28 protein-coding genes and 5 pseudogenes are annotated in these 26,503 nt (G+C 36.0%); 8 read left to right on the forward strand and 25 right to left on the reverse strand.

The genetic code is table 11. The features are described 5' to 3' along the window. Nucleotides 1-419 precede the first annotated feature (419 nt). The 6 genes from ACIQ0C_RS25240 to ACIQ0C_RS25265 form a co-directional block, all read right to left on the reverse strand. Nucleotides 420-1,289 carry a cation diffusion facilitator family transporter gene (locus tag ACIQ0C_RS25240; protein ID WP_403065198.1) on the reverse strand — a complete coding sequence of 290 codons (870 nt, stop codon included), beginning with the start codon at nt 1,287-1,289 and terminating at the stop codon, nt 420-422. A 196-nt stretch (nt 1,290-1,485) separates the two neighbouring features. After that, nucleotides 1,486-2,484 (reverse strand): sensor histidine kinase, encoded by a 999-nt coding sequence (locus ACIQ0C_RS25245; RefSeq protein WP_403065201.1) that lies wholly within the window; start codon nt 2,482-2,484, stop codon nt 1,486-1,488. Beyond that, nucleotides 2,481-3,152 (reverse strand): response regulator transcription factor, encoded by a 672-nt coding sequence (locus tag ACIQ0C_RS25250; RefSeq protein WP_402843453.1) that lies wholly within the window; start codon nt 3,150-3,152, stop codon nt 2,481-2,483. Before ACIQ0C_RS25250 ends, ACIQ0C_RS25245 begins: the two co-directional genes overlap by 4 nt. Nucleotides 3,153-3,170: 18 nt before the next feature. Further along, entirely contained in the window at nt 3,171-4,136 is a 966-nt protein-coding gene (locus ACIQ0C_RS25255; RefSeq protein ID WP_403065204.1) for an alpha/beta fold hydrolase, read from the reverse strand. A 200-nt stretch (nt 4,137-4,336) separates the two neighbouring features. Beyond that, on the reverse strand, nt 4,337-4,888 hold the full coding sequence (locus tag ACIQ0C_RS25260; protein ID WP_403065207.1) for a dihydrofolate reductase family protein: 552 nt from the start codon (nt 4,886-4,888) through the stop codon (nt 4,337-4,339). 72 nt (nt 4,889-4,960) lie between these two features. Next, entirely contained in the window at nt 4,961-5,806 is an 846-nt protein-coding gene (locus ACIQ0C_RS25265) for an aminoglycoside 6-adenylyltransferase (protein WP_403065210.1), read from the reverse strand. Nucleotides 5,807-5,981: 175 nt separating this feature from the next. On the opposite strand from ACIQ0C_RS25265, the gene ACIQ0C_RS25270 reads away from it, so the two are divergent. Next, the gene (locus ACIQ0C_RS25270; RefSeq protein ID WP_403065213.1) at nt 5,982-6,308 is read left to right on the forward strand and encodes an antibiotic biosynthesis monooxygenase family protein; all 327 of its coding nucleotides are present in this window, start codon (nt 5,982-5,984) and stop codon (nt 6,306-6,308) included. 516 nt (nt 6,309-6,824) lie between these two features. On the opposite strand, the gene ACIQ0C_RS25275 is transcribed toward ACIQ0C_RS25270, so the two are convergent. Further along, a complete protein-coding gene (locus tag ACIQ0C_RS25275) occupies nt 6,825-7,394 on the reverse strand; it encodes a GNAT family N-acetyltransferase (protein WP_403065216.1) in 570 nt (189 codons plus the stop codon). 146 nt (nt 7,395-7,540) lie between these two features. Further along, nucleotides 7,541-8,299, reverse strand: a complete 759-nt coding sequence (locus ACIQ0C_RS25280) for a methyltransferase domain-containing protein (RefSeq protein WP_403065219.1) — start codon at nt 8,297-8,299, stop codon at nt 7,541-7,543. 451 nt (nt 8,300-8,750) lie between these two features. On the opposite strand from ACIQ0C_RS25280, the gene ACIQ0C_RS25285 reads away from it, so the two are divergent. Next, entirely contained in the window at nt 8,751-10,544 is a 1,794-nt protein-coding gene (locus tag ACIQ0C_RS25285) for a laminin G domain-containing metallophosphoesterase family protein (protein WP_403065222.1), read from the forward strand. A 159-nt stretch (nt 10,545-10,703) separates the two neighbouring features. Here the strand turns inward: ACIQ0C_RS25285 and ACIQ0C_RS25290 are convergent, their stop codons facing one another. Then, the gene (locus tag ACIQ0C_RS25290) at nt 10,704-11,600 is read right to left on the reverse strand and encodes a DMT family transporter (protein WP_403065225.1); all 897 of its coding nucleotides are present in this window, start codon (nt 11,598-11,600) and stop codon (nt 10,704-10,706) included. Nucleotides 11,601-12,277: 677 nt separating this feature from the next. On the opposite strand from ACIQ0C_RS25290, the gene ACIQ0C_RS25295 reads away from it, so the two are divergent. Together ACIQ0C_RS25295 and ACIQ0C_RS25300 are read left to right on the forward strand one after the other, a co-directional pair. After that, the gene (locus ACIQ0C_RS25295) at nt 12,278-12,634 is read left to right on the forward strand and encodes a tyrosine-type recombinase/integrase (RefSeq protein WP_403065228.1); all 357 of its coding nucleotides are present in this window, start codon (nt 12,278-12,280) and stop codon (nt 12,632-12,634) included. A gap of 156 nt (nt 12,635-12,790) precedes the next feature. Next, a complete protein-coding gene (locus ACIQ0C_RS25300; protein ID WP_403065231.1) occupies nt 12,791-12,946 on the forward strand; it encodes a hypothetical protein in 156 nt (51 codons plus the stop codon). A 160-nt stretch (nt 12,947-13,106) separates the two neighbouring features. On the opposite strand, the gene ACIQ0C_RS25305 is transcribed toward ACIQ0C_RS25300, so the two are convergent. Then, nucleotides 13,107-13,553: a DUF421 domain-containing protein gene (locus ACIQ0C_RS25305; RefSeq protein WP_403065234.1), complete on the reverse strand. Its 447-nt coding sequence runs from the start codon at nt 13,551-13,553 to the stop codon at nt 13,107-13,109. Continuing rightward, nucleotides 13,525-13,644: pseudogene (locus ACIQ0C_RS25310) on the reverse strand (DUF1657 domain-containing protein); the annotation flags it as partial. The pseudogene ACIQ0C_RS25310 and the gene ACIQ0C_RS25305, both read right to left, overlap by 29 nt. Nucleotides 13,645-14,142: 498 nt before the next feature. Between ACIQ0C_RS25310 and ACIQ0C_RS25315 the strand changes: the two are divergent. Next, the gene (locus ACIQ0C_RS25315) at nt 14,143-14,697 is read left to right on the forward strand and encodes a hypothetical protein (protein ID WP_403065268.1); all 555 of its coding nucleotides are present in this window, start codon (nt 14,143-14,145) and stop codon (nt 14,695-14,697) included. A 588-nt stretch (nt 14,698-15,285) separates the two neighbouring features. Here ACIQ0C_RS25315 and ACIQ0C_RS25320 read toward each other — a convergent pair. From ACIQ0C_RS25320 to ACIQ0C_RS25330, 3 genes and pseudogenes are all read right to left on the reverse strand, one after another. Continuing rightward, a pseudogene (locus ACIQ0C_RS25320) lies at nt 15,286-15,764 on the reverse strand (IS3 family transposase); the annotation flags it as partial. Between the two features lie 349 nt (nt 15,765-16,113). After that, nucleotides 16,114-16,251, reverse strand: a complete 138-nt coding sequence (locus tag ACIQ0C_RS25325) for a hypothetical protein (RefSeq protein ID WP_403065237.1) — start codon at nt 16,249-16,251, stop codon at nt 16,114-16,116. A 363-nt stretch (nt 16,252-16,614) separates the two neighbouring features. Continuing rightward, nucleotides 16,615-17,034 carry a methyltransferase domain-containing protein gene (locus ACIQ0C_RS25330; protein WP_403065271.1) on the reverse strand — a complete coding sequence of 140 codons (420 nt, stop codon included), beginning with the start codon at nt 17,032-17,034 and terminating at the stop codon, nt 16,615-16,617. A 1,368-nt stretch (nt 17,035-18,402) separates the two neighbouring features. On the opposite strand from ACIQ0C_RS25330, the gene ACIQ0C_RS25335 reads away from it, so the two are divergent. Further along, nucleotides 18,403-18,918 carry an undecaprenyl-diphosphatase gene (locus tag ACIQ0C_RS25335; RefSeq protein ID WP_403065240.1) on the forward strand — a complete coding sequence of 172 codons (516 nt, stop codon included), beginning with the start codon at nt 18,403-18,405 and terminating at the stop codon, nt 18,916-18,918. A gap of 153 nt (nt 18,919-19,071) precedes the next feature. Here the strand turns inward: ACIQ0C_RS25335 and ACIQ0C_RS25340 are convergent, their stop codons facing one another. The 10 genes and pseudogenes from ACIQ0C_RS25340 to ACIQ0C_RS25385 form a co-directional block, all read right to left on the reverse strand. Then, nucleotides 19,072-19,368, reverse strand: a complete 297-nt coding sequence (locus ACIQ0C_RS25340) for a hypothetical protein (protein ID WP_403065243.1) — start codon at nt 19,366-19,368, stop codon at nt 19,072-19,074. Nucleotides 19,369-19,729: 361 nt separating this feature from the next. Continuing rightward, nucleotides 19,730-19,936: a hypothetical protein gene (locus tag ACIQ0C_RS25345; RefSeq protein WP_403065246.1), complete on the reverse strand. Its 207-nt coding sequence runs from the start codon at nt 19,934-19,936 to the stop codon at nt 19,730-19,732. 218 nt (nt 19,937-20,154) lie between these two features. After that, nucleotides 20,155-20,463 (reverse strand): YetF domain-containing protein, encoded by a 309-nt coding sequence (locus tag ACIQ0C_RS25350; protein ID WP_403065249.1) that lies wholly within the window; start codon nt 20,461-20,463, stop codon nt 20,155-20,157. A 320-nt stretch (nt 20,464-20,783) separates the two neighbouring features. Further along, on the reverse strand, nt 20,784-21,377 hold the full coding sequence (locus ACIQ0C_RS25355) for a YitT family protein (protein WP_403065252.1): 594 nt from the start codon (nt 21,375-21,377) through the stop codon (nt 20,784-20,786). Between the two features lie 248 nt (nt 21,378-21,625). Then, the gene (locus ACIQ0C_RS25360) at nt 21,626-22,486 is read right to left on the reverse strand and encodes a DUF421 domain-containing protein (RefSeq protein ID WP_403065255.1); all 861 of its coding nucleotides are present in this window, start codon (nt 22,484-22,486) and stop codon (nt 21,626-21,628) included. A gap of 29 nt (nt 22,487-22,515) precedes the next feature. After that, nucleotides 22,516-22,701: pseudogene (locus ACIQ0C_RS25365) on the reverse strand (DUF1657 domain-containing protein); the annotation flags it as partial. 28 nt (nt 22,702-22,729) lie between these two features. Further along, nucleotides 22,730-23,058: pseudogene (gene spoVAE / locus ACIQ0C_RS25370) on the reverse strand (stage V sporulation protein AE). 2 nt (nt 23,059-23,060) lie between these two features. Next, a pseudogene (locus ACIQ0C_RS25375) lies at nt 23,061-23,521 on the reverse strand (beta-ketoacyl-[acyl-carrier-protein] synthase family protein); the annotation flags it as partial. After that, on the reverse strand, nt 23,472-23,840 hold the full coding sequence (locus tag ACIQ0C_RS25380) for a hypothetical protein (RefSeq protein ID WP_403065258.1): 369 nt from the start codon (nt 23,838-23,840) through the stop codon (nt 23,472-23,474). The pseudogene ACIQ0C_RS25375 and the gene ACIQ0C_RS25380, both read right to left, overlap by 50 nt. Nucleotides 23,841-23,866: 26 nt before the next feature. Then, nucleotides 23,867-24,073: a DUF1657 domain-containing protein gene (locus tag ACIQ0C_RS25385; RefSeq protein ID WP_048683800.1), complete on the reverse strand. Its 207-nt coding sequence runs from the start codon at nt 24,071-24,073 to the stop codon at nt 23,867-23,869. An 864-nt stretch (nt 24,074-24,937) separates the two neighbouring features. On the opposite strand from ACIQ0C_RS25385, the gene ACIQ0C_RS25390 reads away from it, so the two are divergent. Together ACIQ0C_RS25390 and ACIQ0C_RS25395 are read left to right on the forward strand one after the other, a co-directional pair. Further along, the gene (locus ACIQ0C_RS25390) at nt 24,938-25,213 is read left to right on the forward strand and encodes a hypothetical protein (protein WP_403065261.1); all 276 of its coding nucleotides are present in this window, start codon (nt 24,938-24,940) and stop codon (nt 25,211-25,213) included. 516 nt (nt 25,214-25,729) lie between these two features. Continuing rightward, a complete protein-coding gene (locus ACIQ0C_RS25395) occupies nt 25,730-25,870 on the forward strand; it encodes a hypothetical protein (protein WP_403065274.1) in 141 nt (46 codons plus the stop codon). 39 nt (nt 25,871-25,909) lie between these two features. Here the strand turns inward: ACIQ0C_RS25395 and ACIQ0C_RS25400 are convergent, their stop codons facing one another. Beyond that, nucleotides 25,910-26,320: a DUF3888 domain-containing protein gene (locus ACIQ0C_RS25400; protein ID WP_148358480.1), complete on the reverse strand. Its 411-nt coding sequence runs from the start codon at nt 26,318-26,320 to the stop codon at nt 25,910-25,912. Nucleotides 26,321-26,503: the final 183 nt, after the last annotated feature.

A 26,503-nucleotide genomic window follows, 5' to 3' on the forward strand; every position in this document is an offset into this window, starting at 1 on the left:
CTGTTACTAAATTAATATACATAAACCAAATATACCTCATCTGATTTGATAACAGAAAAAGTAGTTGTATATGAATTAGTACCTATAAACGAACAGACGAATCCCATCTCTAAACATAATCATTAAAAATCTCACATGGGTATCTAAAAGGATTCTTGTTCAAATGAAAAAGTGAATTCACTTTACTCACCAATAAATCTGGTAAGCAAACAAAGTGACGCGTTTTTTTCATTTGAATATAACGAACAGATAACACCCATTGAAATTGATTCAGATTTACTGTTTATTTGATAAGATTACTGCTTCATTGTATAAGGTACCTTTTCCTTCCAATGTAATGAATTAATGATTGCATATTATTTATATGTTTGTAAAGCAGATTTATCCCCTTTTTTATTAATGCTCATAAAAAAAGAGAATTAATTGGGCTCTACATGGACATGAACATCATATACTCCATGGTCTTTCATCATCACTTTCTCTACATGTGTCGCTATATCATGTGCTTCTTTAATATCCAAGGTAGAATTGACAAGGATCACTACATCAATCACTTCATTATTCCCGTAATTTCTCCCTTTAATTTCTTTTATCCCCTTGACTCCATCCACATTTGTAATTACATCCTTGTAAAGATGAATTTTATTTTCATCAAATCCGTCAGAAAGTTCATGCGAGGCTTGAATGAATATATCCCAGGCTGTTTTACATATTAATAATCCAACAATGATGGCAGTAAGGGGATCAAGCCAAGGCATGTTTAATTGGGAGCCAAAAATCCCTATAGCTGTTCCCATACTTACCCAAGCATCGGAAATATTATCTTTCGAAGCTGCCATAACGGCTTTACTGTTAATTTTCATAGCAAGCTTTTTATTATATCGGTATACAAAATACATGGCTATTGCTGATAAAACACCTACATACCCGGCAATAATGTCAGGTGATTCCTTTCCACCTTTAAGCATGGAAGCAACTGCATCTATTAATACTTGTACACCAACAGCAAACATGATAAATGAAGCTACCATCGATGCAATTGTTTCACTTTTCCAATGACCATAACCATGATCTTTATCGGGGGGTCTTTGAGCTAGCCTTAAACCGATCAGTACGGCAACGGACGCGATAATATCAGTCGTGTTGTTCAACCCATCCGCTTTCAAGGCCGCTGAGTCGCTTATGTATCCGATAGCCAGCTTCATGATTGATAGACAAATATAAGCAATAATACTGATGATTGCACCACGTTCGCCTAATTTGAGGTCATTATATTTTTGTTCTTCCATTCAACTTCCCCCCACAATTAAGTACCTGAATATAATATCAACTTAAAAATGGGTGGGTCTATAGCAACCTTTTTGTATAGCTTTATATAAGTAAGTGATAGATAACTATGTTGCATACGGCAAACTATCTGAAAAGAATGATATTTATGAATCCCTGACAAAATCACCGGATATCATCCCCGGATAACTAAGAGATTTACATCGTTTTATCGACTGTAAAACAAAATAAAGTTCCGCTTTCATTTGATTGCAAATTATATTTTATATGTAGTGCCTTAGCTATATCCTCAATTATTTTTAAGCCAAGCCCCTTACTTTTACTATCAATATCAAAGCCAATTCCGTTATCCTTGATACTTACCACACTATTTTCAATGGTTATCACAAGTTTATCAGCCTTCGAGTGATTCAACACATTTTGGAAAACATTATCGAATAACCTTTGGAGCCACAAGCCATTACTAATCCATTCCAACTCTCCATTTAAAGGATGATATATTACTTCAATACCGTGCATGTTATACAAATAACCCCATTTTTTAACCATCATTTCTAATAAATCGTGCATATTCACTTCATCATTTAAGATATAGGAATTATCTAGCACATCCGTGGATTGAATATTATATTCATTTGTTAATTCGGAAATATAATTTATTTGTTGATATAGTGATTGTAATAGTGGAGTTTGATCCGTATATTGGCCTTCTAAATAAAATAATTGTAATCTTACTGCTGTTAAGGGTGTATTGATGTCATGCCTTAATTTATTTAAGAGTTCCTTTTTCATTTCCTCTTGTTGCTTTAGTTCCAATTCCCGATAAGTCGTTCTTTCAATTAGTAAGTTCACCGATTTAGTTAATTTTCCGATTTCATCATTGCTATGAACTTCTAATTTATTAGGAATCTCCTCATCACTAGCTAAATTCCTGATGGTTTCATTTAATATATTTATTTTATTTAATAGCGAGTTAATAGATTTGGAAAATAAGAAGGCTAACAATAATAATGATAAAATGAATACTCCCAGCATTGTAGGATATGCAAAAGATTCATGAAAAGGAATGTCACCATTTTTGGTTTTAAAGGCCATATCATAAATTAGTGACATAAGGATACTGATCATCAGTAATATACATGGAACGCTAATAACGGCAATAAATAACAATAACTGGTATTTTTTCTTTAATTTCATTTCTTTATATAGGTATTCAATCTATACCCTTCTCCATATATATTTTGGATGATTTCACCGGTGTTATCGCTGATTTTTGTTCTAACTTTTTTTATATGTACATTAATGATATTTTGATTCCTATCTTCGAGCTGCCATAAATATTCAAAGAAATGTTCTTTCGTTAAAATCCGATTCCTATTTTCATATAAATAGAAAAAAATTTTACGCTCTATCGCAGTAAAAACCACTTCATTATGCAGGTCATTATTAAATACCTTCTTATGTTCGGCATCAATATATAAATGTTTAATTTGCGTGAAAGTACCATATTGATTATCCAGCAATTTCTGCATTCTTAGTAATAGCTCCCTAGGATCAAAAGGCTTAGTCATATAATCCTCACCTATTGTCAAACCTTGGAGTTTGCTATCCATATCATTTCGGGCGGATAGAAAAATAACTGGAATATTCAATCCCAGACTTTTTACTTTCTTTGTAATTTGATAGCCATCATCCCCTGGCAGCATAACGTCCATTATGACTAAATCGACCTCATGGATGATATCAATAATATCTTTTCCTTCTTTCATCCAACATACATTGTACTCTTCGCGTTCCATAATTTTTTTCAATAAATCACCAATCATCCAATCATCTTCAACAAGTAAAATATTATATCTTTTCATCACAGGGCCTTTCTTTATTCATTTGATAAATTCCATGGAAAGATCATATATTTCATCAGGCGCGTATAAATAAATGCTGTGCGTCCCTTTCAGCTTTATTACATCCGCTTTTAATAGTTTTTCTGCAAACTCCTCATAATCTTCATTTTCTTGTTTTGTATATTTTGAATTTTTATTTTCATCGGCTATCGCATCTAAAAATAAAATGGGTGTTTCTTTTGGAATCGGCAAGTTAACTGATTTTTTACCATTATTGTAACTCTGTAAAAGTTCTTGCTCCATATCATCATTAAAAAACTGTTTATAGGATAGTGCTTTATACCATTCCTTTTCTTGGTCAGTCAAGAATGATTGCCGAATCACTTCGGGATTATAAACAGCAGAAGGAACAAGACGATGGAAACCCATTTTCGTCAAAATATTCACCCCTCTTACTGTCAATGAATCAACTATGCCCAATTTATGCGTTACATATTGGTGCGGTAAACCAATATCCAAAGCAATAATTCCCTTTATTTCACCTGGGTACTTTTGTGCCCAGTAAATAGCCTCAATGCCTGATACTGAGTGTGGAACCAAAATATAAGGGGGTTTATTTCCACTTTCTATCAATGATTTCCTGCTTTGCTCCAATATTGTATCAATATCCCTATCATCATGAAAAACATCACTGTAACCATATCCAGCTCTTTCAATGACTGTAATCTTATTTTCTTTTGCAAACTTACTATATAATCCTTTCAATTCATAAACAGGAGCAGCAATCCCGGAACCGGACATAAAAACGTATGTGTCCTCACCGCTGCCTTCCGTATATACATTAATTTCTTTGTTATTAAAATCAACGGATGTTCCTTCACTAATTAATGATGATTCCTTGCCCTTTTGATAATTATGGTAAATAAAAACAGCTATTGCTACAAATAAGATAATAGCAAAGAAGGCGATAAATATATTCTTTAATACTTTCAACATTTTTCTCATACAGAAAACTCCTTTCAAGTTATACTGAAAGGATATATGTTAAAAATAAATTTCTAATAAATTTTCTTTGTATATTTTCACTTTAAAAAAGTTTAATTTTTAATGACCAGTGAATTTTCATTAGAAAAAGGCTGCGCCAAAGACCTAATTATTGAAGGAAAGCCTTTACGTATGAAGTATTAGCAGCCTCTACCACATTCCTACGTATAAATAATATTATATGTCGGTTTAATCACTCCGTTTGGGTAGTGTTTCATTTCAACTAAATCCAATTTTAGACTTGGCTTAACACTGCCGAAAAGAGGGATGCCTTCACCGATTATGACTGGATTCACTTTCAGCACCAATTGATCAATGAGTTTATGCTTTAATAACGTTCCAGCCAGTTCACCGCCCCCGCAAAGCCATAGCTTTCTGTTACCTTGCCGCTTGAGGTTTTCAATAAACGCAACAGCGTCACCTTCGATAAGTTCTACCTCCTCATTCGATTCAAACTGAAGGGAGCTCGAAAATATATAATGTTTCAAACCCTTATAACCTGGTTCACCCGGTTTAGCTCCGAATTGAAATCCAAATTCATATGTTTTACTACCCATCAACACCGCTTCATATTGCTGGATATCGGATAAAAAGTCCGGGACATGATCTCCTTCAAATAAGAAAAAAGAATGATCGATATTCCCTTCCAACATTGCTTGGTCGGCAATGAAATTATCCAGTGAAACTGCTACATGATATACCAATTCTGCCACTTAGCATCCCTCCAAAAGTGATTACACATTTTACACGAACAACGAGTGTGTCATAACCATTTGTAAAAGGTATCAGATAGCCATATCGATTATTCTTTTGATTTGGTCTTCATTAGTTTCGACACCCACTTGAGTACATAGGTATTCATTTAGTCTGAGGAATTCTGGGATCATACGTCTCAACGTTTTAATGATTTCATTTGAATTGCGCCCACAATCCCAACTTTCCAATAGGGATAATTGCTTTCCAGCTAATTTACTTCTATTGCCCTCGATTTTTGTCCATACTCCATAGGGGACATCTAAATGTTGTTCCATTTCCATATACCAACCAGACACAATCAGCCACCGTATCCTATCAAGATTGGATAGTGCATATAACATTTCTCTTCTCATAACGGCCCTGTAGGTTTCATGGACAAAAGCAAGCAGCTTTCCTCTCCAATGCACAACTTCATCCGGTGAAGGTTTATACACTTTATTTGCCGATTCCTTAATAACAGGACTCAAAATATTAAAAGGATCATAGATGACTTCAACATCTTTTAACCAGATGGAGGGAACAATTTCCTCCGGTGCATGATACCAGCTATCCACTTTCACAAAGGATTTATAATGAGTGACGACATACGGTGAATAAGGATTGCAGTCTTCGTGAAATGAAACATCTCCCCAATTGTTGGCTCTATCCCTTTTTCCCTTTAAAAATTTTGCTTTACGTTTTGGAATAACAATGGTGTGCAAATCTATATCAGAGTAGTTATCATCGTTTCCTTTTGCTAATGAACCAGCTATGTAAATAGCCAAAACATCAGGATCTGCTGATAAATCTTTTAATGCACTTTCCAAAAGAATATCGCGTTGTTTCGGTAAAAATGCATCTCTTTCTATATGTTTGCTAACAAATCCCGCACACAAGACCATCTCCTTTTTTTGTAAACCGTCCAAGTAATATATATTCGTGAATCAGAATAAAATCCCTTTAGCAGAATTTCGTTTTTCTTTGCTGAGTATGCGCTTTACCGGGCACCTTTCCACGTTTTTACCTATATGGTATTATTTTGAATATTAAGTTAAAAGGAGGCGTCATTTCATGTTTTTTGCAAATACGCCCGAACCGCCCTATTACGCATGTATTTTCACTTCCCGAAAAAGCGATAAAAATGTCGCAAGTTATAATTCAACTGCTGAATTCATGAATCAACTTGCCGCTCAACAAGATGGCTATTTAGGAGTCGAAAGCGTAAGAGATCAAAACGGGTTCGGAATTACCGTATCCTATTGGAAATCCTTGGATGCAATAAAGCTTTGGAAGGAAAATGCTGCTCACAAAAAAGCACAGGAAAAAGGTATGAAAGATTGGTACTCGTCATATACTACCCGTATTTGTAAAGTTGAAAGAGATTATACAAGCGAATAATGACTTCAGTATAAAAAACGTTCTAACCGCCAGCGTCTTTGGTATCTGCCGGTACACTCCAGGAATAAGGGAAAAAATCTTCAATCTAATAAGTGTTTCATAAAACAGTAAAAACCCAATGGAAACTAGTCTTAAACATGGTTTGGGATGAACAGCCTAAAGTGTAAAAAAAATCTAGTTGATTGTAATGGAAGGTACGTGACTCCTGCGGGAAAAGCGTGGCCAAGGGAGACCCCAGGCGCGAAGAGTGCCGAGGAGGCTCCCGGACCGCCCGCGGAAAGCGAGTGCATGGAATGGAAATCAACGTTCAAATTTACAAACCCTCAAAAAAGAAAAGCGGTCTTTTCATGGGTGAAAATTCATAAATTTTAGTTTACATTGAGCTTGTCTTCAGCCAGAGACCGGCTAAAAACCCTAAAAACAATGTATTAACTAATCCCTCCGTAAAATCATGAAAGGATTTTAGGATGAATGCATTCCGAAACCAACTTTATCGACAAAATGTGACCGTCGTACTTAGCGATCTTCACAATGAATAATGCCGTTAAAATCTTCTTTTATAAGTGAATACATATATAAATCATCGAATTTGCCACGGGTATATTCATAATGCCTAAGCAGTCCTTCTCTTCTAAACCCTTGTTTTTCCACTAGTTTTTGGGATGAATGATTATCAGGTTCAATCAAGGCTTCAATCCTTTCCAGGTGAAAATGGCGATAACCATACATAACAACGGCTTCCAACGCTTCACTCGCAATGCCTTTTCCCCAATGATCTTTACTTAATTCATATCCAATTTCAGCTCGATGATGTTTGGTGACCATATTCAGAAAACCACAACTTCCTATAACCTTACCGGAATTCTTTAATGTAATTCCCCATCTGATGCCCGAATCTTCTTCGAATATAGATTCGTACCACTTAATTTCATCCCATACATCATTTACTGTCTTGAATGGGTCTAACCCCATTGGCTTCACCACATCCGTATCAGATAGATATTTGAACATGTCACCCGCATCTTCTAGTGTTACTTCCCTTAATATCAATCGTTTTGTTTTAATAAGCGGAAATACCTTCTCCATCCAATTTCCCTCCTCCAAAGTCCCCTTTTCCATATTTAACTATTTAATCATTACCTAATTAAAGCCGATAATCAACGCTTTATTGCTTAATAATTAATGTTAATAATAAAAGGCGTCCCTACTTTCGTAGAAACGCCTTTTTCCGTTTACTTGATTCCTTCAAATATAGAATTCGGTTCCTTTACTGCTGAAATCATTAAAAACATGGGCCTTCGATTTTCATCTTTCATTTCAGGAACACGTTTTAACATTTCATCAGAAGGCATCGGTTCCTTTACTGCCTTTATGCTGAAACCAACACCAATCAAGTCATTCATATATGTTGAAACCGTACGATGATACTTTACTACGTTTTCGGTTAAAAAGGTTGTTTCTCTCACACCTTCGGACTGATAGTCGTCAACTGGCCAATGCAGACGATTTCCCTGATCGTCTACATACCAAGCTTGTTCGTTGCGAGAAGTAAAAATTGGATGTTCAACCGAGAAAACAAAAGTGCCTCCGGGCTTTAAACAATCATGGACCTTTTTGCAGATTGCCTCATATGACTCAATGTAATGAAAAGCCAACGAACTGATAACCACATATTCAGAGCCGGAAAAATCGATGTCTTCAATCGGCATTTTAATATACGAAATACAAGGGTCATTCGTTTTTTTACGTGCTCTTTGAAGCATATTGTCGGAAATATCCACACCAACGACGGAACTGGCTTGTTGCTCTCGGGCAAATCGGCAATGCCAGCCGAAACCGCAGCCCAAATCAAGTACAGTTCTATTACGCAGATTTGGCATTAGCTCTTTTAATACATGCCATTCCCCCGCAGCTTCGAGCCCTTTGACCGATCGTGGCATTTGCTCATACGCAGAAAAGAAATTTGCATCATCGTATTTGTTTTGTTTCATATTAAAACATCTCCTATAATTCAAGATAGCCTCCTAAGATTAATACCACATCTATTACAGGAGGCAACCTATCTCCTTCTCACCATTTTTTTCACCTCATTTTCTTGATGGATCACTGTCCTAAAGCTAACACATAGCTTGTTTTCCTACCTCCCCATCTGAAGTTCAAATTACTTCAAACCACAATCTCTTATGACAATTAGTTGTATCCCTTGATTTCAAATTGTAGGCATTAGGCCTTATCTCCTAATGTCTTTTTTAGGAATAAGTCTTTTTTACTCATCCTTAATAAGTTATCGAGAAGATAAGCAAACTAAACCATATTGCAGCTTATACGGAATCTCCCTACCTAGGCTAATTTCTTCAAAAATTACCCAGGTAGTAAGAAAATAATACATATTTAACCATTATTCTTAAATTGCTTAATCTAACTTAAAGGGGTGAATATTTTATGAGAATGAAAAAAGCATTTATAGGTCTCTCACTCTTATGTATGATTGTTCCTGGTATTGCAAAGTCAGCCGATTCTTTAAATTCCGTTGCTGAAAATGATCGGAGCAGTATCGTTGCAAATTGGAAATTCACAAAACAACATGTTAAAAGCGGTTCAATCGATAAAGGTAATTTAATTATAGAAGATACAACCAAACAAGGAAACGATTTAGAGTTAGTGACGATAGGAGACCCTGCATCACCCAAATTAAAAAGTATGTTGAAATGGTCTGAAGAAGATTATTATGCTCAAGATGAAGTTGATAGCTTGAAATTCGCAAATTACGAAAACGCCCCTGCAGGTAGGTATTTCAAAACCAAAAGGGATGCACCTATCAATTCGGAGAATTTCGATAGGGGTTATACCATTGAAGCGGTATTTAAGATGCCAAGGAAACCCAAAAGTGACATGGGGCTTTTTTCAAGACAAGGACAGGCGGCAGACCTTAATAAAATGGAAGGCGAGAAAAAAATCCTTTCTGCTTTATCTATATCCAGTGATCAAAAGTTGCACTGGACAAGCCATCCATCCAATTTAAACTATAATGTAAGCAATTGGTCTCGATCTTTAAATGCTGATGAATGGTACCATTTGGCAGTCGTTAATGATGGTAGCACGACGACCCTGACTTTGAATGGCGTTAGTGATTATGGAGAATCAGAAAAGGCCATAGGTATTGCAGTATTAAAAGGTAAAGGCTGGAATATCGGAGCAACAGAGTGGGGAAATAAGTTGGATGCGCTTTTCGGAGGGAATATCCAGGAAATACGAATTGCCAATAAGGCATTAACGGAAAAAGAATGGCTAGTACAGGATGCGCGTGATGATAAACCATTTGAAGGATCAAACAAATCCTTCCCCCTTCTAACGAATAAGAAGAATTATAATTTCCTTTTCATTCCAGATACCCAGAAATATTCAAGCCAAAATCCTGAGATTTTCAATAGCCAAATGAACTGGATATCCAATAACACCAAGAAGAATAATATTATCATGAATACATTTGTTGGGGACATAGTCGATAGTGATTCAGAAAAACAATGGCAGAATTCGCTCATAGCCATTTCCCATTTGGATAAAAAGGAAGTACCGTATATGATGGCGGCAGGGAATCATGACTATGCTGCCGGAGATCCTTTTTTAGCACATTATGGGCCACAGCGTTTTATGAATAAAAAATACTATAAGGGTTCGTCTCCCTCTCGTTATAGCTCATATGCAATTGCTAAGGCAGGGAGTTATGAATACTTAGTTTTAATAGTGGATATGAAAAACCTGCATAAGGACCTGGAATGGTCAAAAAAAGTTCTAGAACGGCATAAAGATAAACCGACAATCCTCGTCTCACATGATATTATTTTTCCGAAGGTTAAAGATGATAAAACCATTGCCGCCGATTCATCTAATGGACGGTTGATATGGGATGAACTTGTAAAGGACCATAATCAAGTGTTCATGACGGTAAATGGACACTATTATGGGATAGCACATCGGGTAAAACAAAACTCAGCAGGAAATGATGTCATTCAAATGCTGCTCAATTACCAAACGAATTATCGAGGGGGAAATGGCTGGCTAAGACTTGTAGAATTTGATGAAAAGAAAAATGTATTATTATTCCGTACCTATTCCCCATATGTCGACGGAATGACTAAGAAAGAAAAATCCTATATCGATTATAAATTTTTAACAGGTGAAAATAATTCATTTAAATTGGATTGGGACTTTAAAAATAGATTTGATTTTAGGTAATAAACAGGGCGAAAAATCCAATTCCCCAGGTGTATTTGATTGACCTCATCAACCTGGGTGAATTCCTTTGATTAGGTTTCCCTCCTATGTGTCTAGTCGTACAAGAAGGATAAACGTTCATTCATGATGATCTGGGATGCTGCTATTTCTTTCTAGTTTTCATGCTGCTTTTTTCATCACCGATTTATACTTTCCGAAACCATTAACGACAAGGACCCCTAATATTGCAATACTGCCGCCAATGACTGAAAGGGTACTAGGCACCTCCTGCAGCCAAACCCACGCGACGAAAATGGCAATCACAGGTTCAATGTACAACAAACTAGAAACGGAACTGGCTTTTCCTAATGATAAAGCGACTGCCCAAGTTACATAACCGATGGCTGCAGGGAAAACACCAACAAAAATCGCTGATAAATGACCTTCCATCGTTGCATGTTGAATTTCTTGAAATAGCCCAGGAAAAAATACAAAAAAGGGTATTGTACCGATCCATGTGAAATAAGCTGTCAATTCAATCGGATTATAACGGCTAAACAGTGGCTTTTGGAAAACAAAAAACACCGCAGAAGCAATAGCAGACATCAGCACTAAAAAAGCTCCTTCAGAAATATTCAGGGAAGGGCCTGCAGTACCTAATGTTATTAAGGTAATTCCTGTGAATCCTATTCCTAAACCAATCCATCCGAAAAGTCCTAGTCGTTCTTTTAAAACGAACGCAGCAATGATCGCGATGAATACAGGTGCTGAACCAATCAGCATTCCTGCCGTTCCAGCCGAAACTGTTTGTTCCCCGAATGTCACCCCGATATGGTAAATACTAATACCAATAAATGCAAGGATCGAAATCCTCAACAAATCCTCTTTTTTCGGGAGTCGAAATTTCACCCCAGGCCAAAGAGCATAAAGGATAAAAACCCCTGATGCTATAAGATAACGAACAAGTACCAAATGGCCAGCTGAATATCCGCCATGCAAGCTTGCACGAATAGCAGCGAATGTAGATCCCCAAATAATAACTGTAATAAATGCCAATAAAAATGCCTTTGTGTTCAAAACCTATTCCTCCCAACCATTCCCTATAAACTGAAGGTATCATGGATACGTAAGAACTTCAATAAAATTTCTATCTCGCTGTGAAGTGTCACAGTAAAATAACGAATTAGCGTACATTCGAGATGTAATTATCGCTGAAGAAATTCTATTCCATATGAGATGGGATTGGAACTCTTCATTAAAAGATGGATTAGGTTTGAAAAGCATGCGAAACCAAAAAGTTCTATCTAAAGTTAAAACAAAGTTGATTGGAGCGGGTGTGCGGGACTCCTGCCGAATAACTGGCTAGCCGAGACACCACAGACGCTTGCGTCGAGGAGGCTTGACAGACAGTCGGCGGAAAGGGAGCGGATTTCTGAAATCGACTGAAATGTCTTTTAAATAAAAAACTGTAGCAAAACTCGATTTTCATTGAGTTGATCTGACCCAATAAAAAGATATCCCCCTGTCAGTGCTGGAAAAGTTAAAATTGATTGAAGCCCAATCCTTTATAAAATTTTTGGAATGGAGAAATATCCCTATTAATTAAGAAGGAAAAAAAAGCCGAAAAGGTATCCGTCAATCGGAAAATTTCTCCGTTACGCTCTCTTTTCAAATATTTAACGACTCAGACAGAAAATGATGATGGCGAACCTTACTTCTATCGAAATGTCATGTTGAAAATTGAAGTGAATAAAGTGAAAGAAACGTTGGGGGCGAGTGCTTCCAGAATATCGACAAAGATTTCCCACAATGATGAGGATACTCGGTTTCTTGAATTCGTAAAGCATGAATATGAAAAGGAGCTACCTGAAAAGTCCAGGAAACTCATTTATTTTAAAAGGGACAAGGAACGTGATTTTGCGATCTTATCCCTCTTCTTAGGAAGTGGTATTCGGGTGAACGAGTTAACCAACTTAAAGCTAAAAGACTTGGATTTCGAGGAAAAACAGATACACGTTTTACGTAAGGGGGAAAAAAGATTTAGTGGCAGTCTCTCCTCCGTCTATACAGGACATAAAAGATTACCTAGCTGTACGAACGGAACGTTATAGGGTCTCAAATGATGATACGGCCTATGTATTCCTGACTAGGGTGAATGATGTCCAACTGCGCCATCGAGGCTCTAGTAAGGAAATTTAAGAAGGCATTTAAGTCCAATAAATCGATGTCCCCGCACAAACTGAAGACATGCGTACGGGACAAACTTAATGGAGCAGTCAGGAGACATCCATTTACTGATGACTCAACTTGGTCATACTTCAACAACAACGGCTGCCCTCTATACAACCCCTGAGCAGGAGAAGGCTAAAAAGGCTGCAAAACAGCTTGGGGAGAGAAGAACCAATTATCGTGGAAATAATTAACTAGAAGGAGAAGACCAGAAAGTCTTCTCCTTTTTTAGTATGTTTGTAGAACTGAAAACATAAGACACCATCTATACTTCTATTTCTAAAAATCAATCTTTACACTTTATTTTTTACCACTTTTATTTCTGCAAAATTTAATTTCATTAAGGCCCGTTTTTTAAAAAACAATCCATTTTGTTATAAACCTATAGAATAACAAGAAAGAAAGGTACATAAAAATGATGAAAATTAACATGGGAAATATGGAAGAAATAAAGAAGATACATCGATTAGAAGGATTAAATGTACCTTCCGGAATTTCTTTCCAAAGAAATTCTTCAATTAAAAAAGAAATTGCGGCAGTGGTCACAATTCCTATAACCCCCACTGAAATATTTCGTTCAAGTCCCGTAATCACTTCTGCCCCAATACTACCTATAGTTATACCAACCACATACTCAAAATAAGACAGTTGAGATAGCTGCTTTTTACCTAGCAATTCAGTTACTAAAAAAAGGATAAAGAGAAACAACAAAGCCCGTATAATCCATCTAACCAATCCGGCATTACATAACGCCTCCTTTTCATACGTTATTTTAAAACCCTTTATACTGGAATTCCTCATCTCCTACCCTTTTTTTCAAATCTGTTACTATTTCGTTCACAGCCATCAGCGTTCTACGCAAGATTTGTTTGGATTCGTTTTCTTGAGTCCTTAATGCTAAACTCGATAAACTAGCTTCTACGCCTTTTAAGCTGGCAAGACATCGCTTTACTTCCGGATCCTATGGTCATCTTACGCCCTCCAAGCATGGCAGCCCCTTCATCTATCATAGGGTTTTGTGCGTGCCAGACTTCACACGAGTAGCACTATTCAATAGTCAAACTATTTACCCAACCAACGATATAGGAAAATATATACTTGTATGGAAATAATATACAAAGTAAACTGAAGGAGAATCATCCTTTGACACATTTCGTATAAATGGCTAGGAGAGAAGCCGGAAGGAGGAAATATGTAATAAAAGTGAAAAGTGGAATTCAGCCATTAGTTTACAAGTCGGTATCGGCTGTTCCGTCAAGAATTTACGCAGGGGCAGTCAACATTGATTCACTTTTTCCGGTTAAAGCATCTAAATTTCAATAATATGGGAGTGGAGAAATTGCAAGTAAAACATTGTCTTTCCGTAATAATATGTTGTCTTTTCGTTGTCATGGGATTTACACCAGTATCGAAGGCCGCGACGAATGCAGAAAAGGATTATACGATTAAATCGTTCCACTATTTAAATGTGGATGGAAAAGATGTGGATTCCCAAGCCAAAGTAAGTAACATATCTAACAAAGAAATAAAAGTAACCATGGTTCTGCCTAAACAGAATAAAGAGGGCGATTGGTTGGCGTATGGATTTACGAGCAGGGAAACTTTGCAGGCATTTATCGAAAAAGATAAACAGAGACTTCAAAACAAAGTCACTACCATGGGTAGCGGTTCTTGTTGTACCGATTTCTATGAGTATAAATATAAAGGTGGGAATTATATTTACTGGAGAGACGGGTTTACAAACTTGTCTTCAAGCTGGAATGACAGAATTTCCTCCTTAAGTACGGCGTCACCTTCTTCAAGCTATTCGACCACGCTGTGGGAGCATACTTCATATCAAGGGTATGGCAGAGGAGTCTCCTTTAGACACTCCGATTGGTATGGTAAAACTGCTAATATGGCTTCGGATTGGGACAACCAGGCTTCGGCAATCGAAATCAAGTAACGGGAGATTGCCAATGACCAAGTGAAGGAGTTTCAAAACCACTATACTCTCATCGATTTAGAAGGAATGGGAGAATAGTGGTTTTTTTGTACGTTTCGTCGGAACTGCCTCCCGAGCCCAAGCCTTCGTAAGGTGGAAACTTTCTCTGATGCCCATACTAGAGTCTATGTAAGTGGGGTAAAAACTATATGGAAAATACAGGTGTGAAAAAACGATTGAGAAATCAACGAATCTATCGATTATAAAAATCCTTTTTGCAAAACAGATGTATTTTGTTAAGGCCGAGTAATGTCGAAAGAAGAGATTGTTCATCAAAACAGCACTCTGGCAGAAAAACAACATTCACGAACGAATCAATACAAAAACCATGGTACAGAGACTTTAATAAAGGTTTCTGCACCATGGTTTTTTACATAATTATTAATGACTTCAGTTGGTAGCCCAATATACAAGGCTGCCTTTTTTGCATTTAGTAAAAGTTTATCCGGAAAAAATTAATTCGCTTAGAATCGTCCATAGACACACCAAAAAGCGCATAAAAAGAGCACTGGACTGAAGTGAACCCAAAAAGTTAGACGCTTTATTTTATTAAGCAGGCTTGAGGGTATGAACCCGGTAATCTACTGGGATCATGCCATTTAATTTAGCTTTGATTCGTTTGTGATTATAGTAATGAATATAATCTTCTAGTTCTGTTTAAAATGCTCCATGCTGTCAAACCTTCTGTAAATAAAGTAATTCAGACTTGAGTAAACCAAAGAAGTTTTCAATGACCGCATTATTAAGACAATTTCCTTTTCGAGATATACTCTACTTAATGCAATTTGTTTTTAAGGCATGTGAATAAGACTTCATCTAATTATGCCAGCCTTGATCCGAATAAAGAATTGGTAAATCTCCCGATTCTAAGAAGGCTTGGCTTAACATCTCAGAGACTAAAGGATAAATGTGACATTCGATATTGTAAGTGATGATTTCCCCATTAAATAAGTCAAGGATTGGGTGATAAATATAACTTCTCACCATATAGATGAAACTCCGTCATTGTCAGTAACCCATTTTTCATTGTTAGACGTTGACGTGACATAGTATCACGCTCCTTTAAGTGATAAAAATAAGTGTACTAACCCTCATTTTATCTGTCCAACTTAGTGTAGCCGATTCAGAATGATGTTGTTATCCAGTTTAACGGAGGGAGTCATAGTTTTATGGCAGATTATATTTTTCAGTTAAAGTCTCAGCTTAAAACTTTAGTGAGAATTAAAAAAGCCAGATTTCTCTAGATAATATAGAGATATATCAGGCTTTTAATAATGAACATATCTTAATGCTGTAAATCTGCTTTTTCATATACCCCTTAAGTAGCTACTGAAGGAATTGGTTTAAACGCATTTATCCCGGTGGATTACTTTTATCTTAATACTCTATTTCATCGTAATCTTTAGGCTGAGGAACCGGCTGCCCATTTTCGCTCTTAGAAATATCATTAATTGTTTGTAGCTCCTCTTGTCTTTCTTCAGTATCCTTTTCATTTTGCTTTACTTGCTTTTTCAAAGTGATTAACTCCTTCCAATGGATCTTAAAATTAATATGCACTTTTAAAGGTTTCACCATGCATCTTAGAGTAATGTAGTTGGATAATCAATGATTGCAGATACAATTTGAAAGGAATGTTTCCTTTGATATAGAAATCAAAATGTAGGTTAAATCAAGAAAATTAATGGAGAATCAATCCTTTCAATATTTATCGTACACATCCTATTAAAGAGAAAACAAGCAAAGCTGCTTTGGTTCGATATTTACTGATAATCCGGCTCCTAAGCAATCGATCTTCATTCCGTGCCATGTAATCTTTAAAGAGTATGGCGACGGGACAGCCTCAAAATAAACCTAAAATTATCGATGTTAGAATTTTATCTAATAATTTTTTAAGCAAGCCGAGAAAAATAGTTCGTTGTATACAAAACATTTTGTAAAACGCCTTAAAACATCGCATTTATAACCGTCTTTATGAAAAAAACCTATATACCCTTTCTCATCTCTTATAAAACGTCCTTGATCTAACCAGTTCATAAAGATGTTACAAAAAGGCTTATGCTTGTACATGCAAGGCTCAATTGCAATGACTTTCCCATTTGGTTTTAATACTCGCTTAAATTCTTCTATATACGTTTTTATGTCAGCACAAGAGATGTGATGTAACACGGAAATAATGAGAATATAATCAATACTTTCATTTTTAATTGGTAGAGAATATTCTTTTAAAACTTTGAAGTCATAATTTGAATATAGCTTTTTCGAATACATAACCCTTTTTTGGTCAGGTTCTATTCCTATTTAACGTTCAGGAGAAAATAAAGTGCAGTTTGCCCCTGTACCGGAACCGAAATCTAAGATAGTTTTATCTTTAAATTCAAATTCCTCTTGTAAGTAAAGATGTATATACTTCTCTGTAAACCACTTAGAACGTACTAAATTATGATATAATTGCGGAAAAAATTCAGTTAAAATATGTCCTCACCAACTTTCCCTTTGGATTTCTTAATTACATTTCCTTTTTTCATTCGAAATTATGCAAAATAGAAGAAAACCCATGTCCTCTGCTTGTTAAAGATGATGAATTGTTAGTTCATGATTTTCCGGTCTCCCTCTAACGAATATTAAACAAAGTTTATAAAGCCCATCATTGAAATAGAAAACTTTCCCTTTGGATTTGACTTGGAGAAGTATCGACTATTCTTTTTGGAGGAGTAATCACGCTATTTGGAGTTTTGTTCATCCATAATAGAAGAGTAAAACGAAATATACAAAAAGGAGGAAAAGTCAATGCCTTCATAAATGAAAAAATTCATCCAAAATGTGAATGAGATTCCTTCAGTTCCCGTAATACCTGAAAGTTCTTCAACGAACACTAATCAAGAAATACCATCTTGTATTGGGGAGGAATTCTTTCATGAGTAAGAAAGGAAAGCATAAAGGTAAAAAGGGGAACCATAAAACATCAGGTTCTGCAAATGGGAAGAATGGCTATCATTAAAGATGTTACACACAAAAGGGAGCCTAAAAGGCTCCCTTTTGTTCGTTTAGTTTTTTAGTTCCTTAATAATAGTAGCTGTTAAGAATGACTAGAATTGTGCATCCTTCATGCCCCATTTACGCCATAATGCAGATGAAGAAATTAGAGAAAGTTGGACGTAATAGTATCATGATTACGGAAATAGAAAATATGACACTGGTTATTTGATGACAGGTTCATTTTCTGTATAACCTACTCTTTTTAAACTACCGTCTCTATAACTTCCTAATCAGAAGTATCAACTGCCATCTGTATTGAAACACATTTAAAGATCGCTTTAAAATCCTATATTATTAATTTTTTTAGTACCTTTTGATTCTGAAAGTTGTTGTCGTATATGGACAAATAATTGGTTCAATCAAAGTGGTTCTTCACCTGTGCATTTTCATTCTCATAACAATTGATTAATGGGGAATAAAAATTATTGCCCATATGATCTGAGGAGATGGATGTAGATGTTTTTTTTAGGCCAAGAATCACTTACTAATTAAATGGATATTAAGGCAATTGTTTCTTTTTGCTCTTTGTAGCTAAAATAATGGGACAAAGATCAATTTCTCTGCGATTTTTACATATTTCTTAATTAAGAGGGAATTTTATTTGTATCTATAATGTAAGGAGATAAATTTATGAACTACAAAGTAATTAAATCAATTAATCAGATTTCTAGAAATTGTTCTCCCATTGATTTGCTGATGATATTGATATCAAAAAAAATGCGTTATGTGTTTATTTTTGTTTTGATTTTCATGTGGTTTAAAAATGATTCTTACAAAAAAGTCTCTTGCAACGCGATGATATCTGTGGGGGTAACTTTATTTATTAACACTTTGATTAAATTGTTTTGTTTTAAACCACGTCCATTTGTGAAACGTCGGGTCGGCATCCTCATTCCTTCAAAAATGGATTCTTCATTTCCAAGTAAACATACTCTTCTTGTATTTGCTATGTCTACTTCTATCTTTCTTTATGACCGTGTCCTTGGTTCAATTCTTTGGGTATTATCTGTGTTTACGGGCTTCTCACGTATTTGGGTAGGACATCATTATCCATCTGATATTATCGGAAGTGCCTTTATTGCCACCATGACCAGCATCATTTTAGATAAAATTGCCCGACGCGTAAATTATTTTGCCCGTCAATAGCAACAACATCTTAGTCGACATTCTGTTTGATTATTGATTTTATACAGGAAAAAGTCTTTTACCAAGAGAAAAATTTTTTTGAATTTACTGATTCTAATTTCTTCAGATAAAAATGCCCACATTGAAGTGGGCATTTTTATCTGAAGGGAAATTTCATTTGTTTGTTAAAGGATTTTTATCAGGGACTAATTCCTTTGAAAACTCAGTTATAGCAGCCGCGTTTGGCATTTGGCTAACTGTTCGCGTTCGAATATTATTCATTACATTTTGAACAGGAATCAGCATATTTTTGTTCCGATTTCTTCCTAATCCATAAGCTGCTGCACTAACTCCTAGACCTAATAAAGACGCCCATATGATACCTCTTCTATTATTTCTATTTCTACCAAACCTATTTAACACATTTTTCCTTATACCTTTATTCAAAAGGACTGGTTTCCAGTTATTCATTTTTTAGGCACATCCTCTATATAAAATTTGGAAAGCAAAATTTTCCCCTTCCATCATCTAATATTTGTTTTTAAGGGTGTGATGATGCTGGAAATGTTTTGATATAGAACTGTGCCATTTTTGATTACGATGACTGTCTGGTTCTCGTTCAATCGATAACTTGAAACTTTCGGCTTTCAGGACCAATCCTTCCCATGTAGATCAACATTCCAAACGTTAAAAATATATCCTTTTTGGTGTTTTCAACAAAAGAGTCTAGAACTTGGCTTAGCAAAAATCCCTTTACATTGTTGATTTCATTTAAATACTCTAATAAAAAAAGCCTGCAACTTTTATAAGTTACAGGGGAAAATTAAGTATTTTATTCAGATTTCTGGGCTAAAAATGCACTTTGCACTTGACTCACTGCTGTTTGAGCTTGTGCAATCTCATTAAAAGCTTGTTTGATTGCTTCTTGAGCTAAAGTTGGGTCTGAAGATGATTTCTCAATTGCTTGAGTTAGTAGACTTTCTGTTAGGGTTACATTTGCTTTAGCTTGATTTAATTGGTTTACATCAATTTGAGCCATAAGGATCTATCTCCCCTTTTTAATATTTGAATTACTTTTATATCATTACCTAGTTCAGTCTTTTTATAACCGGGAAAATCCCTATAAATGATGGTTTTTATTTGAACAATCTTGTTCTCTTCCTGTAGAAAATAGGGTGAATTACGGGTTTTGATTACCCGGTACCGGTGTCAACGATTAAAGAATGATCTTTATCGGTGACGGCCGCATAAAAGATGTTATTGATTTGGTGAAATCCTTTGTTTGTCAATTCTTCCTGAAGCCCGAATGGTTGACAATAGCTCCACGAGAGAAAAGCGAGTTTTCCTTAAGTCTTTTTTTGAGACTTTCCCATGTTTGATTAAAATGCTTGGATGGCCAATGAATATTCGATTTAGCCTGCGGAAAAGACTTAATTTAGAAAACAACAGATACATGAGGACAATGATAATGATTCCTGCTATCGCCTGTCCAATTCCGTTGGCTTTGATAGGACTGACGGACAACGTGACAACAAATACAATGGCCGCAAGATCAGGCGGGGTCACTGAGCCAGTACCGTCTTACCCATACAGCGCATTGCCAAAATCACTAGCCCAAAAAGCAGAATTAACTTCCCAATGAAAGTGAACATTTTTTCAACCTCATTTTTATGCTTCCTAATTAAAAAGATACATACTATTCTTTCACAAAGCTATGAAAATATACTTAGCAAGGTGGCAGCTTGTATACAATTGAAGAAAATCATAACTTCAAGCCAAGTTATCAAGCCTTTAAAATAAGTTATTTAATAAAATAGTAAAATCAACCGGCGAAGGTGTAATACAATGAAATCATTCAACCTTCTAGGTCTAAATATTTCTATTTTTCACCTATTCGATGAGCTAGCCATCATAGATGTAACCATCCCAATAATACATATAGTTAAACAACAAAAAAGGGAAGCTTTTAATTCTAACGTCTTAAATAGAAACGCTGCTATTATAATTAGACCATCTATCATGAAAATAACGACGCCTACATTTACGGACAAAGCTTTCGATACAAGTTGAGCTAACAAGTCAGTCCCTCCGGTACTTATCTCATATCGAAGCATGCTTCCTACTCCGATTCCAATTAATCCTCCTCCTATAACCACACTCGGAAAAATAGAAAGGGAAAATTGGTTTCTTAAAGGGGCTAGCCAATCAATGAACATAGACGCAACAATTAAACCAAGAAAGCTATTATAAAAGAATGTTCGTTCATGGATCCAGGCGAATATACACAGAGGGATACTTAAAAGAAACATAGCTAAACCTGTTGGGAATTCAAAGTAATAATGGATGATGAGGGCAATGCCTGTAATCCCTCCATCTAATAAATGATGGGGAACTAAAAAGCCGTTTATTCCGATACTCAATAATAGACTACCTATAAGAATAACCGTGATTTTCTGAAGAATATACATCACTTTTATCATGTGTTTATGGCTAATATATGTACAAGCATGTGATTTCAGAATGAGGGAAAAAATTTATCATAAGTTGAAAACAACCTATTTAAAAATGAGCGTGACAAGTTGAATTTCCCTTTAGTCTATATACACATATAAAATCTCCTTTTTCAACATTACGTTTGACAACTTTTGGGTGATTTTAAGGAGGCATGTATCTACCTCCTATACTTTTTAGAACGAATGAAATAACCCATGAACAATGGATTATACAATCAACTTTTTAAAATGTGGGTAACGTTATCAATTGCTTTTTGTAGTTTTTCACTGTTTTTTTCATATATCTGCTTGGCTTCTTTATTTTCTGTTCCTAGTGCAAATAGTTCTAAGTCTGCTTGGCATTTTTTCATGGTCGAAAGAAGTAAAGGCCTTTCTTGAGGAGATGGGACTTGCAATATATCATCAAAAAGATCCACCGTTAGTTCTCCATAAGAATTTATTTGTCCAAGAAAGACATTTTCAATGGTGACCCCTATTTTTTCCAATTCAGTGTGTAACCAATCTCGACTTCGTCCTATCGTCGCAAGTGGTTCATCCAATATTTCCCCATCCATTATGACGGTCTGAGGCTCTTTGACTGAAGCAACCACCAAGTTTAAATCCTTTGCTGTTAATGGCTGGTTCTCTTTCTTTAACATAACGGATAAATCTCCGGTTGCCTCTAATACCGCAAATTCCACATCAGACACCTGAAAAGCATCCTTCTTTCGAAGTAACTCTAACAATTCATCCGTTGTATATCTTTCCTTCTTCAAGTTATCTTCCATGATTTTTCCATCTTTGATAAAAACCGTTCCTTTCCCTTCTACAAGGTCCCGAACTATTTTACTTTTCAAAGAAATTACTCCAATTAAAAAAGATATTGCGGCAGTGGTCACAATTCCAATAACCCCCACTGAAATATTTCGTTCAAGTCCCGTAATCACTTCTGCCCCAATACTACCTATAGTTATACCTACCACATACTCAAAGTAAGACAGTTGAGATAGCTGCTTTTTACCTAGCAATTTAGTTACTAAAAAAAGGATAATGAGAAACAACAAAGCCCGTATAAATACATCTAACCAATCCGGCATTACATAACCCCTCCTTTATATACGTTATTTTAAAACCCTTTATACTGGAATTCCTCTCTTTCCAATTCACCCACCCTTTTTTTCAAATCTGTCACTACTTCATTTACTACCATCATCGTTTCATGTAAGGTTTGTTTGGAATCGTTATCTTGTGTACGTAATGCTAAACTCGATAGACTAGCTTCTACGCCTTTTAGACTGGCAAGACATTGCTTCCGATCCGATGGTCATCTTACGCCCTCCTTATCCCTTTGGTTTAAAAGTCAAAGCGCCCAACATGCCAAAAATAATGGCAGCTGAAATGCCGGCACTTGTCACTTCAAACATTCCTGTAAGTACACCGACTAACCCGTGTTTTTCGGCTTCTTGCATGGCCCCGTGTACAAGTGAATTCCCAAAGCTTGTAATAGGAACAGTTGCTCCTGCCCCAGCAAAATCAATTAATGGTTCATATAAACCTACCCCATCTAAAATGGCACCTATCACTACAAGGGTACCTAACGTAGTCCCGGTGTAAGTTTAAACACGTCAAACATAATTTGCCCTATGACAAAAGACCCAAAATAGATCATGACTATTGTTCACCCCCGTATTCAATCGACACCGCAGGGGCGATACAAGGAATCGTTCCATTTTGCTGAAAGGATAGGGGGGATAATAAGGCCCCTGTTGCCACCACTAACATTCTTTTAAATTCACCTTTTTTCATTCGGTTTAATAAATGACCATAGACGACTGTTGCTGAACATCCCGCACCACTACCTAAACCGGTTGCCTTTCCCGATAAATCATTAATCCGCAGTCTTGATACTGGTCTTCACGAATAGGGGTTCCATGCTTTTTAAATAAATCAAGGGACACTTCATGGCCAATCTGACCAAGATCCCCGGTGACAATCAAATCGTAATAAGATGGATCAATGTTTCGTTCCTTTAAATGAGCTTCAATGGTATCAACCGCAGCTGGAGCCATGGCCCCTCCCATATTAAATGGATCCGTCAATCCCATATCGATGACACGGCCAATAGAAACGCTCAAAGTTTTCTACTTTTATCGCTATCAATAGCTCTTTATCATTCACAGCCTTCACATCCGAAATGTCTTCCTCTGTGATGACCTTCTTTTTTGCTTGATTCGCCACGGATTGATTGATTGGCTTGCTTGTATGTACCTGTGAAATACTTAATTCCTTATGGTCCTCACCAGATTGATTTTGATTTCTATTACATCCTGAACCTAATCCGATAACAGTTAGTAATAAAAGAAGCATGATGAATTGGTTTATTTCATCTTTTATGAAATTACCCCTTTGTCTTCTTATCATTGAAGGTAAAAAAGGTTGGCTGATAATCAACCAACCTTCCTTTCCTAGCTTTTACATTATTGTTGTTTGTATTGGGGTTCTTCTTGTTCGATTTGTTGAATACGTGGTTCAATGCTGTCTATAACGGATTGAGTTTGTTTAGCAGCATCTTGGTAAAGTTGCTTTGCTTGTTCGTTGTCTGTACCCAGTGAAAAGGTTTCGAAGCTAGCCTGAGCACTTTTCAAACCGGCAACAGTTGTCTTAACGTCATTGATTACTGTCATGAATAACGCCTCCTTGTTTTATAAAAGGTTATTACTCTTTTAGAATGATGAAAACAGAGCTTTATATACCTTCAAAATTTATCCATATTTTATATCTAAAACCGGTCCTCAGAAGCAACCGTGTGAATATAAAACTGTTGCTCTTTTTCCCCCTTCCTGGATTAGGGGGTGTTTGTTCTGGACCAAAGATGGAATAGTTTGAATAATAATCGGGGTTGGGGGGATATTATTAACTGACCTTTCATACACCCCGTATCAAGCCTGAAAATTTGATACGGGGTTTTATTTTTGCCAATGAATATCAGATTATTTATCAGGGGAGTATACATATAGAAATCTTTTCCCAAATTAGTTTATAAATGCGAATGACCTCTGTTCCCGCCTTTCTCCCAAGGTTAGTGTACAGAGGTCATTTATCTGCCTGGTCCCCGCGTAAATAGAGAACTATAGGAGAAGATGAATTAAACACTCGGTGGTTGGATATTTTAACACAGAACTTTGAAGTACAAGTTGGAGATAGTGTGGAGTTTGAAGGATATAGATTTAAAGTATTCGTAATTTACGGATGCAAGTTTAAAGAAATTGAAGCTTCAATCGAGTGTATCAAGTAACTACGTAAATCCGAGAAGATCAAAAGTATGTGAATGTATGAGTGCGAATATATTTAATAAAGAATGAACAAGCGTGAGAAACCTTCTTGGTGTTCCTTTCTTTATCTAAAGATACCTTCTAATATTAATTGGGAGGTATTTTTATTTATGTTTCTCATAAGGGATTTTGGAAGAGTCACTCATAATTACTTACATATGAGGAATGATAAAGAAAGGCCTAAAGGTCATATCAAATTATGAAAGGGGATACACCATGAATAAAAAATGGCTTCTCATGCTAATAGGGACATTTATATCTGTTATGTTAGCAGGATGTAACGTTGATCCGGATCCGGATCCTGCTCCACCTGAAGTGGATGCTCCGGCAGATAATGAAAACGATATACCTGACGTTGATGAAAATGATACACCTGGCGTTGATGAAAATGATAACATGAATAAAGATGATGAAGAAGATAACGATCCAGATCCAGAAGATCCAATAGAAGATCCAGAAGATATCCAAGATGAAGATAATAGAGACGATTAAATTCAGATGGCTATCTGTACTAGGGAATGTCCTTTTTAATCTATTACTAATACGCGCTGTAGGATTTTTAAATTCTAAAAAACCTGAAGGTCTATCTGATTTTCAGGTTTTTTGCTGCTTAAATTGTTTCCCATCAATTGTTGGTAGCTTATTATCTTTGGCATTATAAAAAACAGTTACTCCTTTAGGAAGTTTCAAAAAACATCCACCCGCATTCATAATTTTTATAGCTTATATTCTCCATTCCTTATGTAACTATCCTGCCCCGTTCGTATTATAAGGTCAGCCAGATATTTCTGGTTGAACAATTTTTATATCGATATATGATAACGGTAGCTGGGGCAGAACGTTCCTGCCCGTGGGGCTTGGACCCCGTCAACTAAACAGTTCGCCCCCTACTTGCTTAAACATGATTTGGCTGGTTGGGACCAAGATCTCGTATAACAAGCGAAGCTATGATACTGCAAGAAGGATTAGGGGTTACCGGCAATAATATGTTTTTGGAGGAGATAAAAAATGAATCCAGTGGTTGGTCTGGATGTAGCGAAAGGTGAAAGTCAGGTTCAAGCGTTCTTGGATAAAAAGAAGCCTTATAAATTTTCCTTAAGCCAAAAAGTCCACCAAATGGCAGCCCCGATCTCACTAACGCCACATTAGTTAAAGAAGAAAAGCTGCCTTTATAGTTGATCTACATTCTTATTGAGACAAATGTTTGTAATCTAATATTTCTATCTTAAAACCATGATTACATTTCAGTTGATTAAGCTTTTCACTGTCACAGGATGGAGATATTCTTAATTTAACTTGGTCGTCTACATAATCCAATGGTTCATTACGTTCGGAAGAGACTTGAATTTTTATATCGACATCGTAAGAATGATTAACATTGTAACTTATACCAACAATTCTTTGCCATTGCCAACTCAAATTACGTCCATACTCTTTTTCAATTTTCTTATCTAGAGTTGGAAACACAATATCTCCAAAAATATCCTCTGTTGTTCCATACCATCCTTCCACTTTTGAAATCGATTCTGCTTTAACTGCTTGCATAGGGGTAAAGGCAAATAAAAAAAATCCTAATAAGATTAAATATCGCTTAGCCATCAAGGTTCACCTCATATTTCTGTTTACTCCTTATTCTTTAGCTAAACTCAATAGTTATGCCTTAGTAAACTAACCTACACCTTAGTTCCATAAGAAACTCCTATGGCGGCGCTCCTCGCCGCCACCATCTACTACGAAAATCTAAACTCAAAAATAGAGTCTAACCCATTAACCCCTTGACGA

This window comes from Peribacillus sp. NPDC096448, assembly GCF_044762675.1.
In the GTDB taxonomy this organism is placed as follows: Bacteria; Bacillota; Bacilli; order Bacillales; family DSM-1321; genus Peribacillus; species Peribacillus frigoritolerans_B.

Bases quoted from the DNA above. Each gene is read 5' to 3' on its own strand.
- ACIQ0C_RS25245 (WP_403065201.1), bottom strand. From the start codon at position 2,484: ATGAAATTAAAGAAAAAATACCAGTTATTGTTATTTATTGCCGTTATT.
- ACIQ0C_RS25300 (WP_403065231.1), top strand. From the start codon at position 12,791: ATGGAGCAGTCAGGAGACATCCATTTACTGATGACTCAACTTGGTCAT.
- ACIQ0C_RS25345 (WP_403065246.1), bottom strand. From the start codon at position 19,936: ATGGCTCAAATTGATGTAAACCAATTAAATCAAGCTAAAGCAAATGTA.
- ACIQ0C_RS25285 (WP_403065222.1), top strand. From the start codon at position 8,751: ATGAGAATGAAAAAAGCATTTATAGGTCTCTCACTCTTATGTATGATT.
- ACIQ0C_RS25395 (WP_403065274.1), top strand. From the start codon at position 25,730: ATGAATCCAGTGGTTGGTCTGGATGTAGCGAAAGGTGAAAGTCAGGTT.
- ACIQ0C_RS25335 (WP_403065240.1), top strand. From the start codon at position 18,403: ATGAACTACAAAGTAATTAAATCAATTAATCAGATTTCTAGAAATTGT.
- ACIQ0C_RS25250 (WP_402843453.1), bottom strand. From the start codon at position 3,152: ATGAAAAGATATAATATTTTACTTGTTGAAGATGATTGGATGATTGGT.
- ACIQ0C_RS25360 (WP_403065255.1), bottom strand. From the start codon at position 22,486: ATGCCGGATTGGTTAGATGTATTTATACGGGCTTTGTTGTTTCTCATT.
- ACIQ0C_RS25240 (WP_403065198.1), bottom strand. From the start codon at position 1,289: ATGGAAGAACAAAAATATAATGACCTCAAATTAGGCGAACGTGGTGCA.
- ACIQ0C_RS25390 (WP_403065261.1), top strand. From the start codon at position 24,938: ATGAATAAAAAATGGCTTCTCATGCTAATAGGGACATTTATATCTGTT.
- ACIQ0C_RS25270 (WP_403065213.1), top strand. From the start codon at position 5,982: ATGTTTTTTGCAAATACGCCCGAACCGCCCTATTACGCATGTATTTTC.
- ACIQ0C_RS25355 (WP_403065252.1), bottom strand. From the start codon at position 21,377: ATGATAAAAGTGATGTATATTCTTCAGAAAATCACGGTTATTCTTATA.
- ACIQ0C_RS25315 (WP_403065268.1), top strand. From the start codon at position 14,143: ATGGGATTTACACCAGTATCGAAGGCCGCGACGAATGCAGAAAAGGAT.
- ACIQ0C_RS25280 (WP_403065219.1), bottom strand. From the start codon at position 8,299: ATGAAACAAAACAAATACGATGATGCAAATTTCTTTTCTGCGTATGAG.
- ACIQ0C_RS25305 (WP_403065234.1), bottom strand. From the start codon at position 13,553: ATGAGGAATTCCAGTATAAAGGGTTTTAAAATAACGTATGAAAAGGAG.
- ACIQ0C_RS25275 (WP_403065216.1), bottom strand. From the start codon at position 7,394: ATGGAGAAGGTATTTCCGCTTATTAAAACAAAACGATTGATATTAAGG.
- ACIQ0C_RS25400 (WP_148358480.1), bottom strand. From the start codon at position 26,320: ATGGCTAAGCGATATTTAATCTTATTAGGATTTTTTTTATTTGCCTTT.
- ACIQ0C_RS25340 (WP_403065243.1), bottom strand. From the start codon at position 19,368: ATGAATAACTGGAAACCAGTCCTTTTGAATAAAGGTATAAGGAAAAAT.
- ACIQ0C_RS25385 (WP_048683800.1), bottom strand. From the start codon at position 24,073: ATGACAGTAATCAATGACGTTAAGACAACTGTTGCCGGTTTGAAAAGT.
- ACIQ0C_RS25255 (WP_403065204.1), bottom strand. From the start codon at position 4,136: ATGAGAAAAATGTTGAAAGTATTAAAGAATATATTTATCGCCTTCTTT.